This is a genomic window from Corynebacterium sp. CMW7794, from assembly GCF_001563605.1.
In the GTDB taxonomy this organism is placed as follows: domain Bacteria; phylum Actinomycetota; class Actinomycetes; order Mycobacteriales; family Mycobacteriaceae; genus Corynebacterium; species Corynebacterium phoceense.
This window is the reverse complement of the sequence record NZ_KQ961769.1, coordinates 23,966-36,667: the sequence shown is the minus strand read 5'-3', so window position 1 is coordinate 36,667 and position 12,702 is coordinate 23,966. Positions and strand designations below refer to the sequence as shown.

The 12,702-nt window shown below is 63.1% G+C and carries 13 protein-coding genes; 10 read left to right on the top strand and 3 right to left on the bottom strand.

What is annotated here, in order from left to right; translation table 11 throughout:
- Nucleotides 1-146: 146 nt before the first annotated feature.
- The 6 genes from HMPREF3227_RS13380 to HMPREF3227_RS13375 all read left to right on the top strand — a co-directional run bounded on the left by HMPREF3227_RS13380 (nt 147) and on the right by HMPREF3227_RS13375 (nt 4,461).
- Nucleotides 147-296, top strand: coding sequence for a helix-turn-helix domain-containing protein (locus HMPREF3227_RS13380; RefSeq protein WP_154666880.1), 150 nt, complete (start codon nt 147-149; stop codon nt 294-296).
- A gap of 120 nt (nt 297-416) precedes the next feature.
- Complete coding sequence (locus HMPREF3227_RS10490) at nt 417-2,141, top strand: carbon starvation CstA family protein (protein WP_066493525.1); 1,725 nt, start codon at nt 417-419, stop codon at nt 2,139-2,141.
- 6 nt (nt 2,142-2,147) lie between these two features.
- The gene (locus HMPREF3227_RS10485) at nt 2,148-2,390 is read left to right on the top strand and encodes a cory-CC-star protein (protein WP_066512933.1); all 243 of its coding nucleotides are present in this window, start codon (nt 2,148-2,150) and stop codon (nt 2,388-2,390) included.
- Complete coding sequence (locus HMPREF3227_RS10480; RefSeq protein ID WP_141628694.1) at nt 2,384-3,283, top strand: ArsA family ATPase; 900 nt, start codon at nt 2,384-2,386, stop codon at nt 3,281-3,283. The genes HMPREF3227_RS10485 and HMPREF3227_RS10480 overlap by 7 nt, the downstream gene beginning before the upstream one ends.
- Nucleotides 3,284-3,399: 116 nt before the next feature.
- Nucleotides 3,400-4,005, top strand: coding sequence for a three-helix bundle dimerization domain-containing protein (locus HMPREF3227_RS10475; RefSeq protein ID WP_066493531.1), 606 nt, complete (start codon nt 3,400-3,402; stop codon nt 4,003-4,005).
- A 306-nt stretch (nt 4,006-4,311) separates the two neighbouring features.
- Complete coding sequence (locus tag HMPREF3227_RS13375; protein ID WP_154666878.1) at nt 4,312-4,461, top strand: hypothetical protein; 150 nt, start codon at nt 4,312-4,314, stop codon at nt 4,459-4,461.
- 203 nt (nt 4,462-4,664) lie between these two features.
- Here the strand turns inward: HMPREF3227_RS13375 and HMPREF3227_RS10470 are convergent, their stop codons facing one another.
- From HMPREF3227_RS10470 to HMPREF3227_RS10460, 3 genes are read right to left on the bottom strand one after another with little or no spacing between them, the layout of a single operon-like run.
- Complete coding sequence (locus tag HMPREF3227_RS10470) at nt 4,665-4,937, bottom strand: type I restriction enzyme endonuclease domain-containing protein (protein WP_066493533.1); 273 nt, start codon at nt 4,935-4,937, stop codon at nt 4,665-4,667.
- Nucleotides 4,910-5,485: a histidine phosphatase family protein gene (locus HMPREF3227_RS10465; protein WP_066493535.1), complete on the bottom strand. Its 576-nt coding sequence runs from the start codon at nt 5,483-5,485 to the stop codon at nt 4,910-4,912. The genes HMPREF3227_RS10470 and HMPREF3227_RS10465 overlap by 28 nt, the downstream gene beginning before the upstream one ends.
- An 11-nt stretch (nt 5,486-5,496) precedes the next feature.
- Nucleotides 5,497-6,843, bottom strand: coding sequence for a DUF5129 domain-containing protein (locus tag HMPREF3227_RS10460; RefSeq protein ID WP_066493538.1), 1,347 nt, complete (start codon nt 6,841-6,843; stop codon nt 5,497-5,499).
- Between the two features lie 583 nt (nt 6,844-7,426).
- Between HMPREF3227_RS10460 and HMPREF3227_RS10455 the strand changes: the two genes are divergently transcribed.
- From HMPREF3227_RS10455 to HMPREF3227_RS10440, 4 genes are read left to right on the top strand one after another with little or no spacing between them, the layout of a single operon-like run.
- Nucleotides 7,427-9,397 carry a glycosyltransferase gene (locus tag HMPREF3227_RS10455; RefSeq protein WP_066493544.1) on the top strand — a complete coding sequence of 657 codons (1,971 nt, stop codon included), beginning with the start codon at nt 7,427-7,429 and terminating at the stop codon, nt 9,395-9,397.
- Complete coding sequence (locus HMPREF3227_RS10450) at nt 9,387-9,944, top strand: phosphatase PAP2 family protein (RefSeq protein ID WP_066493546.1); 558 nt, start codon at nt 9,387-9,389, stop codon at nt 9,942-9,944. The genes HMPREF3227_RS10455 and HMPREF3227_RS10450 overlap by 11 nt, the downstream gene beginning before the upstream one ends.
- Nucleotides 9,941-10,933: a decaprenyl-phosphate phosphoribosyltransferase gene (locus tag HMPREF3227_RS10445; RefSeq protein ID WP_066493548.1), complete on the top strand. Its 993-nt coding sequence runs from the start codon at nt 9,941-9,943 to the stop codon at nt 10,931-10,933. The genes HMPREF3227_RS10450 and HMPREF3227_RS10445 overlap by 4 nt, the downstream gene beginning before the upstream one ends.
- Before the next feature lie 22 nt (nt 10,934-10,955).
- Entirely contained in the window at nt 10,956-12,686 is a 1,731-nt protein-coding gene (locus HMPREF3227_RS10440; RefSeq protein ID WP_231732351.1) for an arabinofuranosyltransferase AftB family protein, read from the top strand.
- Nucleotides 12,687-12,702: the final 16 nt, after the last annotated feature.

The window sequence follows — 12,702 nt, the reverse complement described above, 5'->3', positions numbered from 1 at the left end:
TCGAAATCCTTGATCAACTTCTGCGGCATGTGCTGCCGCCGCCAGAACCGCGTGACTCTCTGACGGCGTGTGAACTTGTCTTCCCACAGCGCGACGCGACGAGGACGGAGAGAGCTGCTGCAAGCGGAGGGAAGTCTCGGGATGCTGTGATCGACTATGTGCAGGAACATGTGACGGCATCGAGTCGTGAGCTCGCGGCGGCGGGCATATCGGTGGGCGGTATTCGTCGTGTGCTCAACGAGATGGTGGAAGCCGGCGAACTTGTATGCACCGAGCCTTTGCGCAGCCCGAAATAACGGTAGCGGTTCGCGTGATGGGTGGAAAATACCCCCATCACTCACGCGCGATGGCGCCCCATCTCGTGATGTGCCATAATCCTCCCAATTAATGTGAACCGCAGCACACGGAGGATTGGTATGAACTCTCTCATCCTTATGGCCATCGGTCTTTCGATGATGGCCGTCGGCTACTTCTTGTACTCAAAATTTTTAGGCTCAAGAATCTATAGACTCTCCGATAGCTATAAGACGCCTGCCCACACCATGGAGGACGGCGTCGACTACGTGCCGACGAATAAGTACGTGCTGTGGGGTCACCACTTCACTTCGGTCGCGGGTGCGGCGCCCATCATCGGCCCGGCCGTCGCCGTCATTTGGGGTTGGCTACCGGCCTTCCTGTGGGTGACCATCGGCACCGTCTTCATGGCGGGTATGCATGATCTCGGCGCGCTGTGGGCTTCCCAGCGCCACCGCGGCCAGTCCATCGGTACGCTCTCCGGGCGCTACATCGGTGCGCGTGGCCGCAACCTCTTCCTGGTCGTCATCTTCCTCCTCCTGCTCATGGTGAACACCGCCTTCGGTGTGGTCATCTCCAATCTGCTGGTTTCGACGCCGACCTCCGTTATCCCGACGTGGGGCGCCATCATCGTCGCGCTCCTCGTGGGCCAGGCCATCTACCGTCTCAAGTGGTCGCTGCCGCTCGTTTCTGTTGTGGGCGTCGTTGCGCTCTACACGCTCATGATCATCGGTGATCGTTTCCCCATCGTGCTGCCGGAGACCGTTCTCGGCATCCCGGCGAACGGCGTGTGGATCATCGTTCTGTTCGTCTACGCGTTTATCGCCTCGCTGCTGCCGGTGTGGATGCTGCTTCAGCCGCGCGACTACATCAACGGCCTACAGCTGTTCATCGGCCTGGGCATCCTCTACGCTTCCTTCCTCTTCACCGCGCCCGACGTCGTCGCACCGGCGTTGCGCGACAACCTGCCGGCGGAAACACCCGGTATCTTCCCGCTGCTCTTCGTTACCATCGCCTGCGGCGCGATTTCCGGCTTCCACGGCATGGTTGCCTCTGGCACGTCGTCGAAGCAGCTCGATAAGGAGACCGACGCTCGCTTTGTTGGTTACTTCGGTGCCGTCGGCGAGGGCCTTCTTGCACTGGGCACCATTATCGCCACGACCTCCGGTTTCAAGACGCTCGCCGACTGGGAGCAGATCTACTCCGAGTGGAACGCCGGCGGTGTGTCCGCCTTCGTTGAGGGCGGCGGCAACCTCATCAACGAGGGCCTGGGTATTTCCACCTCGTTGTCCGCAACCATCCTTGCGACCATGGCCGTCCTCTTTGCGGCGACGACAATGGACTCCGGCGTGCGCCTCCAGCGCTTCGTCGTCCAGGAGATCGGCGAGATCATGGGCTTCAAGATTGGTGCCCTCGGCGCAACGTCCATCGCGGTGGGCATCGCTTTCGCCCTCACCTTCTCGCAAGGCGCGGACGGTTCCGGCGGCATGACGATCTGGCCGCTCTTCGGTACTACGAACCAGCTCATGGCGGGTCTTTCGCTCGCCGTCATCACGGTCATTCTCACGCATCTGCGCCGCCCCACGTGGCCGGTCGCCATCCCGCTCGTCTTCGTTACCGCGATGTCTCTGTGGGCTGCAGTCAAGCAGCTGGGCACGCTGTGGGCTGCCCAGAACTGGCTGCTCTTCGCTATGGACGTCGTCATCGTTGTTGCTGCGGTGTGGGTCATCGTCGAGGTTATCGGCGCCGTCTCTGCGGCACGCAAGGCCCCGCCCGTCGAGTGGAGTGACGAGGACACGGACGCGCCGCATCCGGTGCGTCAGACTGCCGATGCCCCGGTGGCCTAAGTCTGTATGAACCTCACCAGTCTGCTCAAAGAGTTCTACGCCGCGCCGTACCGGCGCGAGTTCTCCCGGGCGCGCCGGGACGAGGACGACTTCTTTCGTCTCCTCGTTCTCTCCGAGGCGCTGGGCATCCCGAATCCGGCGAGCTTCTACACGATTGAGTTGCTCCCGGTTATCTACGAAGACCTGCACGAATGGCATACACGCATGGGCATGGATCGGTCGCCGATTGAGGGGATGAGCTGTTGCTAACGTTCTTTGGCGGCAAGGGCGGCGTGGGGAAAACCACGTTGTCGAATGCCTACGCGCTGGGCCGCTCGAAGCAGGAACGCGTCCTCGTTGTTTCCACCGATCCTGCCCACAATCTGGGCCACCTGTGGCATCAGGAGATCGGTCCGGAACCTGTGACGGTGCGCGAGAACCTCGACCTCGTGGAGCTGGACCCGGAGAAGGCGACCCGCGCTCACCTCGCGCAGGCGGGGGAGACCATGCGCGCCCACATGCCGGAGCGCCTCCATAAGGAAGTCGATAAGCATCTGGAGCTTGCCGCAGCCTCCCCGGGCACGCATGAAGCTGCGCTCCTCGAGCAGATGGCCGTCCTTATCGAGGACCACGAGGGCTCCTACGATCACATCATCTTTGATACCGCTCCGTCCGGGCATACCGCGCGTCTCATGGCGTTGCCCGAGCTCATGAGCGCGTGGACGGATGGTCTCCTCAAGCGCCGCGATAAAGCGGATAAGTTCGCGGACGTCGTCGGCTCGCTCGGTGGCGAGACCAAGTCGCAGCGCCGTGACGCGGAGTTGCGTTCCATCCTTTATCGCCGCCGCACGCGCTTCGCGCATCTGCGTGACGCGCTGCGGTCCTCGACCTTCAATATCGTGCTCACGGCCGAGCGCCTGCCGGTCATGGAGACCATTGAGCTTTACGCGGAGCTCGCCGAGCATCGCATACCGGTGGGAGGGTTGTTCATTAACCGCCGATCTCCGGCGGCGCTGCCTGGCCGGCGCGCGGTGGAGGAAGAAGCGCTCGCGACGCTGTGCGCGGCGTTGCCTGACGTGCCCGTCACTGAGCTTCCGCTGCTTGATTATGAAGTTGGCTCGCCCGAGGCACTTGAAGAGATAGCGACCTACCTGCAGCGATAGCTCAAACTTTCATGACACGAATTGCTGGGTTGGTTCCCACTATTTGACCACTCCCATTACCCTTGCTAAAGTTAACAGTAGGTTAACGAGATAAGAAAGTGAGTGGGTGAATAATCATGCTCAACATCCAGAATGCCCTCGATACCCTGCGCAAGGACCTTCACGAGTCCTACGGCCATAGCTTCTCCGCAGAAGAGATTGACTCGAAGCTGGATGAGGTTATCGCTCGCCACCTCAAGCGCGCGACGCTCGACGAGTTTGTTCCGGTCATGGTCGAGCGCGAGATCTCCGAATACTTTGGCCAGCACCGCGTGCACGTTCGTTTCGCGTCTGGTGTGGATCCTTCACTGGCTGCCGCTGCTGTCGCGCTCACCAAGAAGCGCGCGGGCGATGCGCTGTATGTCGATGCTGCTGTCACGCACCCAGAGAACCTCTCGGATTCCCACATGGCGCACGTCCTCGGCGAGCGTGGCTTGGGCGAGGACCCGGCCCGCTACCTCGATGAGGTACGCACCGTCGCCATGCCGGATTACATCGTCTACCTTGGCCGCGACCTTGAGCGCGACGAGGCTGGCAAGGACATCAAGATCTGGGACATCGAGCCCGCCACCACCGTCGAGGAAACCCGCGAGCTCGCGGACGACCTCGAGGCCCGCGTGCTCTACATGCTGGGCAAGCTCGGCATCGAGCCGATTTCTGAGGACGCGCCCGTCAACGTCTAAATTGCGCCTTGTAGCTGCATTACAACCCGTGACCGCACAAACGCGGCCACGGGTTGTGCGTTCTTGGGGCAGAAAGTCTCCCTGCTTTCGGGGTCGAACCGAGGCCGTTCTGAATTACATCTCGTGGACTATTGTGCTCCGGTAATGTGGTCGGCGAGCGCGTAAGTGCTTCCCTTTTGACGGTGCTGTTGGTTCGGGTTTCCCGAGCGGTCTCCACCGCCATATAGGGGGTCGGGGGCCGATTGTCCAGGCAGTTTCTGTCGGAGGGATCGGGTTCCGCCTACCTGATGAAGGGAGGTGAGATGGATGTCCTCTTCTGACTTGGAGCCCCCGCGTGGCGGCAATAATAAGAAGAAGGTCTGGATCGCGATTGTTGGTGCAATCGCAACCCAGACCCTCGGGACGCTGGCAGCCAATTACCTGATCGTCGCAATCGATCAGTGGCTGGCTAGCTAGTCTCACCGGGGAAGCCTCGGTGCCCTAAAAAGCCGGGGCTTTCCTGCTGTTGGTGACAATCCGGCGGCGCGCTTTCATGTCACTTGCCATGATACGCGGTACAAGGAGAGGACTCAATGCCGGGCATCGATGTGCTTTGACATGCAATCTCGTATCGTGGATGTCGTCACGTCAACAGCGGACGCAACCGAAGCGGTCACCATTTAGAATTCATCATGTTCGCGTGCCTGTGCCGAATACCTCGGCGCGAATTTCTCCATCTGCTCAATAACAAGCTTGATGGCCTCCGGTGCCTTGTCCGGCGGGTACTTGTAGTCACGCAGCGTGGCCACGAGCTGGCGAGCGATCTCCGCCAGGGCCTCATGGTCCATGAGTTCCGCGGCGGACTCATTCGTGGAGACGGCGTCGAAGAACGAGAAGACGGCACGCTGGTGCCGCAGGTGTCGGCCTAAAGACTGCCCACGCGGCTGTTCCACTTCTTGAGTGCGCGGCGGCCGCGGTAGTGGCCGAGGAGCGAGACGGTCGCGGTATCGAGGGGGAGTTGCGAGCCGAAGCTCAGAGGCATGCCCAACCACGTCATTGCGAGCACGCGCAGGGCGTGGCCGTGGGCGAAGACGAGAATGCGCTCGTCGCCGGTATCGATCATGCGGTTGTAGAAACGCGTGAGCCGTGCGGCGACCTGCTCTGGGGTTTCGCCGCCGGGCGCACCGTGGGTCCAGATCTGCCAGTCGGGAATGGTGGCGATGATGTCCTGGCGGGTCTTTCCCTCGTACTGGCCATAGTTCCACTCGGCGAGGTCCTCGGTGACCTGATAGTCCGAGAATCCGGCGAGCTGGGCGGTTTCCTGTGCGCGCAGGCGCGGGGAGCAGTAAACCGTGTCGAATTGGTCAGGGTCGAGGACACCCGCGAGCGCCTTCGCCTGCTCGCGGCCCTTCTCGGTGAGCGGCAGATCCGTGGTCGAGGTGTGCTGGCCAGTGCGCGACCAGGCGGTTTCGCCGTGGCGAACGATAAACAAATTAGTCATGTAAGTCCTTCTTAGAACGAGCTGGATCCGCCCGAGCCGGAGAATCCGCCGGAGGAGTAGCCCGTGGAGACGCCGCCAGAATCCGAACTTGCCTGAGCGTGGGCGGCGACGTCCGACTGGTGCCAGTCGTTGATGACGACATAAGGGACATAGTAGGAGCCGACGCCGGGGCGCCAGGCGGCATCGGCAAGCGTGGCGGCGCTGTGGTCCTCGCGCTCGATGTTGGAGGCGGCGTAGAGCTGGTCTTGGAGTGCGTCGATGAGGACCTTGTAATCGCCGAGGATGCCGGCGTAGGTGTCCATGAAATCGGGGGCATCGATGTATTTCCGCAGCTCCAGGACGCGGGCGTCGAGCACCTCGAGCTTGCCCTTGAGATCACCCTCCGCCTTGGTGGTGGCGGCGAGGACGTCCTCATGGAGATCCGTGAGCTCACGACGGCGGACTTCGGTGTTGCCGTGCTCCATGCGGGCGAGTTCCTCGATATTGGCCTCGGCGTTCACCGCGGCTTCGACGGCAGAGCGGGCATCGGCAAGCTCGCTTGCCTTGGCACGGAACTCCTTGTCGTCGGCGGGGGCAGTCGGCATGGACGCGTGGGCGGCGAGGAACTCGCGGCGCACGTCCTCCCACTGGGCGCGCAGCGTGTCATTCGCCAGGGGAGAGCTGAGCGAATGGGCGCGGACATTGATCTGGTCGAGGCGCTGCGCGATGTCGCCGTGGTGGGCCAGGATATAGTCCCAGTCCTCGCGGGCTTTCTTGGCCTTCTTCTTGCGGGTGGCCGCTATTGCGGTACCCGCAGCACCGAGGCCGAGGACGCCGAAGGTGCCGCCGATAATGCCGCCCACGAGGCCGTCGTTGGAGTCCTTGGCGGTGAGATTGGTATCGGCGGCGGCCTGCACGCCACGGAGCATGCCGTCCTTGTACTTCTCGTCCGCGAGGAGCCCGCGCATTTCGTCGGTAATTGCCTCGAGACGCTTCTCGTCGCGGAGGTTGAGGTCGCCTGCGACGTCCTCGCCGGCGTAGACACCCATGCGACGCGGGTCCATGCCCACGGCGACGATGAGGTGACCGTCGGCGTATTTCTCGCCCGAAGCGTCATGGAGCCCGTGGTCGCCGGTATAGAAGCGCACGGTGTCATTGAGATTGTCGTCGTTGCTTTCAAACGTGACGAAGTCGATAGCGGTGACGCTCTCGGGTAGGGTGACGTTGCTGGCGTCCTCCTTGAGCTGGGATTCTTCCTCAGAAGTGAGAAGGTCTGCTTGGTCATCCACCGTGACGGTGGAGGGCTCCACCGCGAAGGCGGGAGCGGCAGGGCCAAGGAAGAGCAAGGACGCGGCGGCGAGGGTGGGGAGGATACGCATGATTTAAGTGTATGTGCGTCTGGGCGTGGCAGCAGGATTTGTGCGAGAGCAGCCAGGACGCGCCTTACAATGCGTCACCATGTCCGCTAGAGGCACACTTGTGAGATACCGGTTCAGGTGTCATGCCGTGAAGACAATGCATACGTTAGCTAGGGCTTTTGTTTCGCGCTAAAGCTGAAGAATCGTGAGCCAGCTACGGAGGCCTGGATCTATGTAACGAACTATTTCTGTTGCATCGTGCAGTCGCGCATGCGGGTTGGAGTCGAGAAGGTTGTCTACGTGTGCGGCGCGATTCCGTAGCTGAACAAGCCGGTGCACTCGTTCGTAGACGAGTTCTACTGCAGGTTTACACAACCTTCCGTTCCTGCCATACTCACGGAGAAAGTTGCAGACAAGTACTGTAACTGCTTTCCCAAGACTTCTAGTTCGGCTAGAGGATCTTCGAAGACAGCGCTGAGACACAGTCGTCTCGGTGCTGTCCTTTTTTGTATAGGCATGGCCTGCTTGGTCGTGGCAACGCGGCAACCGCGCTGAAAACAATTAGGCTAGTTCGGCAGAAGACGTCCCTACATCAAGGAGAACTGTGTCTACTTCCTCGGCCACTGAAGCCACCGGCACCCAGGCCAAAGAACCGCTCGCGCGCATCTTGCTGCCCAAGCGCGGCGAGCCGAACGATGTGCGCATGCTCTACCTGCTCGAGGCGAAGCAGAATAACAACCGCCCGCGCTGGTCGAACCGCACGACCGTGACGGTGCCTGCCGGCGCCGAGGTCTCCTTCGAGACCTACTTCAATGCATTCCCGGCCGCGTACTGGCGCCGCTGGTCGCAGCTGGAATCCGTGGTCCTCTCCGTCGAGGTAGAGGGCTCGGCCACGCTGTCCTTCTACCGTTCGAAGGAAGACGGCCAGCGTATCTCCATCGCGCACCATGACGTGGAGACTGGTCACCACGAGTTCGAGTTGCCGCTGCGCAACTTCGAGGACGGCGGCCTGTTGTGGTTCGACGTGTCGGCTAGCGCCGACACGACTTTACGGAATGCCGCCTGGTGCGCGCCGCACGCGCCCAAGCCGCAGACGCTGCCGGATGGCACGGAGTACCCGGTCCAGCCGCGCAAGGTCGCGGTGGGTATCCCGACGTTCAACCGCCCGACCGATGCCGTGGCGGCGCTCGATGCGCTGCGTTCGGACCCGTTCGTGGATGACGTCATCGAGTACGTGCTCATGCCGGACCAAGGCAACCAGCACCCGGCGGACGAGCCGGGCTACGCCGAGGCCGTGGCGCACTTTGGCGAGCGCTTCCGCGAGTTCCGCCAGGGCAACCTGGGCGGCTCGGGTGGCTACTCGCGCATTATGTTCGAGGCCATTGAGAACACGGACGCGCCGTACATCCTCTACATGGATGATGACATCGCGATCGAGCCGGACTCTGTGTACCGAGCACTGCAGGTCGCGCGCTTTGCGGCACGTCCGTTCGTGGTGGGCGGCGAGATGCTCAACCTGCAGGAGCGCAGCCAGCTGCGCACCACGGGTGAGCGCGTCAACCGCGCGGACTTCATGTGGGGTGCGGCGGAGCACGCTGTGTACGACCACGACTTCGCGAAGTACCCGCTGCGCGCGATTGGTGACGCGCAGTCGCATCTGGACCCGAAGAAGTACGACTCGCGCGCGCTGCACCGCCGCGTGGACGTCGAGTACAACGGCTGGTGGATGTGCCTGTTCCCGCGCGTCATCGCGGAGACCATTGGCCAGCCCCTTCCGCTCTTTATCAAGTGGGATGACACGGAGTACTCGCTGCGTGCCGCGGCGAATGGCTTCCCCACGGTGACGTGGCCGGGTGCCGCGATCTGGCACATGGCGTGGGCGGATAAGGACGATGCCATCGACTGGCAGGCGTACTTCCACCTGCGCAACCGCCTTATCGTGGCGGCGCTCTACCACGAGGGTGACGTCAAGGGCATTACCAAGTCCATCTTCAAGTCGTCGCTCAAGCACACGATGTGCATGGAGTACTCGACCATGGCCATCCAGCTCGAGGCCATGAAGGACTTCCTGGCCGGGCCGGATCAGCTCTTCGACATCCTGGAGACCTCGCTGCCGCGCATTGCGAAGATTCGCCAGAACTACTCGGACGCCGTCATCCTCCCGTCCGCCTCGGACCTGCCGGCGCCGACGGGCGCGCCGGGTGTGCCGCGCAAGAACGTGGGCGGACGCCTGGGCAAGGTGAAGAAGCTGCCGTGGGCCGCCAAGGCGGCGCTGCATCTGCTCAAGAAGGAAGACCCGGCGCATCACACCGCGCCGCAGCTCAACCTCACGCCGGAGGAGGCGCGCTGGTTCACGCTGGCACGCGTGGATTCGGCGACGGTCTCCACGGCGGGCGGCACGGGCGTGGCGTTCCGCAAGCGCGACCGTGATCTGGCGCGTGACTTGGTCAAGCAGACTCGTGAGTTGTTGGGCGAGATTGAGGAGAACTTCGACGGCTTGAAGGCGCAGTACCGTGCGGCGCTGCCGGAGCTTACCTCGCGCGACTCGTGGCGGGAGGTCTTCGATGCGCAGTAATCCTCCGGGGAAGCTTTCCGTCGCGGAATCCCACATCCTGGAAAAGATCCAGGAGGTCGCGTTTGATAAGCCGGGCGTGCTGCCCACCGCGCGGGGTTTGAGCCACTTTGGCGAGCATGCGCTCGGCTGGATGGGCACCTCGGCGGTGCTCGCGGGGCTTGCGTACCGACGCGGGGATAGCGATCGCGTGCGTGATTGGGCGCGCGTGGGCGTGAGTGCCTTTTCGGCGCATGCGGCCTCGGTGATCATCAAGCGCATCGTGCGACGCAAGCGTCCGGACTACCCGTACGTGCGGGTGGGCGTGGGCACGCCTTCTAAGCTGTCCTTCCCGTCCTCGCACTCGACGTCGACGACGGCGTTCCTTGTTGGTGCGACGCGCGTCACGGGAAACCCGGCATTCTTGCTGGGTATTCCCGTCATGATGTGCTCGCGCATGGTGCTGGGCGTACACTACCCGTCGGACACGGCGCTGGGCGCCGCCCTGGGCGCGGCCACGACCTGCGCCCTCTTTGAACTTGATTCCGCCCGCGAGGAGAAGACTGCATGAGCCCCAAGGACGATGGCACCCAGAGTGTGTTCCACTCTGAGCCGCACACCGCTGGCGTCGATACCGGCCGCAAGCGCCAACCGCCGAAGAACCTAGCCGATGGCATGGTCAAGGCCCTGCGCCCCAAGCAGTGGGTGAAGAACGTCCTCGTGCTGGCCGCGCCCGCCGCAGCCGGCGCGGACGCGCTCTTCCACTCGAGAGTGCTCATCGATGTGGCGCTGGCGTTCGTGGTTTTCTGCTGCGCGGCCTCGGCCATCTACCTCATCAACGACGCGCGCGACGTGGACGCGGACCGCGCACACCCCACCAAGCGCTTCCGTCCCATCGCGGCGGGCGTGCTGCCGGTGGGACTCGCGTACGCGATGGCCGTCGTGCTCATCATTGCCTCGGTGGGCCTATCCTTCCTCGCGACGGCGGGGGTCGAGCTCGCCATCGTCATGGCGGTCTACATCGCGCTGCAGTTGGGCTACTGCTTCGGCTGGAAGCACATGCCGGTGATCGACATCGCGCTCGTGTCTTCGGGCTTCATGCTGCGCACCATGGCTGGCGGCGTGGCCGCGGGGATTGTCCTCTCCCAGTGGTTCCTGCTCGTCGCGGCATTTGGTTCGCTGTTTATGGCCTCGGGCAAGCGCTACTCGGAGATCCTGCTCGCGGAGCGCACAGGCGCGAAGATCCGCAAGTCCCTCGAGGGCTACACCCCGACGTACCTGCGCTTCGTGTGGACGCTCGCGGCCACGGCCGTGGTCATGAGTTACACGCTGTGGGGCTTTACGCTGTCCAACTCCGTCGATGGCGCGGCCGCAGTGTGGTACCAGGTCTCCATGGTGCCGTTCACCATCGCCATCCTGCGCTACGCCGCAGACGTCGACCGCGGCAACGGCGGCGCGCCGGATGAGATTGCGCTCCAGGACCGTGCGCTGCAGATTCTGGCGCTACTGTGGCTCGCATGCATCGCAATTGCCACGTATGTGATTCCAGCTTTCTTCTAAACTGCTGGTAGATTTTCTACTCGTGCCGAATACCGATACCTCGCGGGAGAACCTGATCGTCCGATGGACGGTGTGGGGCTCCGTCGTTGTTATCGGTATTTTTTCATTCTGGGGTGCGTGGACCCGCCGCTGGATCGCGGACGATGGCCTCATCGTGCTGCGCACGGTGCGCAACCTCATCGCAGGTAACGGACCCGTCTTTAACGCGGGAGAGCGCGTCGAGGCGAATACCTCCACGCTGTGGCAATACCTTATCTATGCGGTCCAACGCATCACGCGTGGCGACCTCGAACACATCGTGATGTGGCTGGCGCTGCTGTTGTCCGTTGCGGCGATGACGGCGGCCGTGTGGGCGACCTCGCGCGTGTTCGCGGGCCGCGCCGTCGTTCCGGCGGGTGCGCTGGTGTATCTGGCGCTGCCGCCGGCGCGCGACTTCTTTACCTCGGGCCTCGAGTGGGGCCTGGCCATCTTCTATCTCGCTTTCTTGTGGTGGCTGCTCATTGAATGGGCTCGCGGGGAGAGGAATGCGCTCGTCTACGTGCTCGCCTTCTGGGCGGGGCTGTCCTGGCTCGTGCGCCCGGAGTTGGCGCTCTACGGCGGTATCACGGGCATCGTCCTGCTCGCCACGCACCGTCACTGGCGCGCGTGGCTGGGCATCCTCGGCGCGGCGCTGCCGGTGCCGGCGGCGTACGAGCTCTTCCGCATGGGCTACTACGGCCTGCTTACCCCGCATACCGCGGTGGCGAAGTCCGCGGCTGACTCGGCTTGGGGCCAGGGCTGGGCCTACCTCATGGATTTTGTGGGGCCGTACTGGCTGTGGCTGCCGGTCCTCGTGGCGCTCATCGTCGGGTACTTCGCGTACCGCGGGGGTGTGCTGCGCGGGCGGCGCGTGGCGGCCGTCGCCATCATGGTCGGTTGCGCTGCCTTACATACGCTCTATGTGCTGCGCGTGGGCGGCGACTTTATGCATGGCCGCATGCTCTTGCTGCCTCTCTTCGCGGCGCTGTTGCCGGTCTTCGTCGTGCCGCTGAAAGCGGTGGGGGCATCGGCAAGCGCGGCGGTGCTGGGTATCTGGGCGTTCACGGTGGTCCTGCGCGGACACCCGGTGGATTGGGCATACTTCGAAGATGGGGAGATTTCCATCGTCGACGAGCGCGAGTTCTGGACGTACGCGAACAGGCTGGAGCGCGGCGACGCCCCGAAGGGGATTGCAGACTACGCGGACAATAAGCTGCTGGGCGGCTTCGACAAGGGCATCAAGGGCCTCGAGGACGGGGATGCACTGGCCATGCGCTACCTCGAGAACGAGGACCCGGAGACCTACAGCTGGCTGCCGGTGGAACGCGAGACCGGGCGCACGGAACCGCCCACGCTCTATCTAGTGAACATGGGTATGTCCTCGGCGCGCAGCCCGTTGAACGTGCGTGTGCTCGACAATATTGGCCTGGCCACGCCGCTCGCGGCGCGTCAGCCGCGCCTGCCGGAGGGGCGCATTGGACATGACAAGCTGCTCTCGCGCGAGTGGCAGGCGGCGGATTCCGCAGTGGATATCGACGAGCTGCCAAGCTGGATAAACAAGGACGAGGTGCGCAAGGCACGCAAGGCTTTGCAGACCGAAGATTTCCAGAAGCTCTTTGCGACCTACCGCGATCCGCTAACGTTTGACCGTTTCATGGCGAATATTAAGTGGGCGCTCACTGACGGGCGCACGCTGCAGTTGTCCTCGAACCCAGACGATTACCTGGGAAGCTAACGGACAACACCCGGCG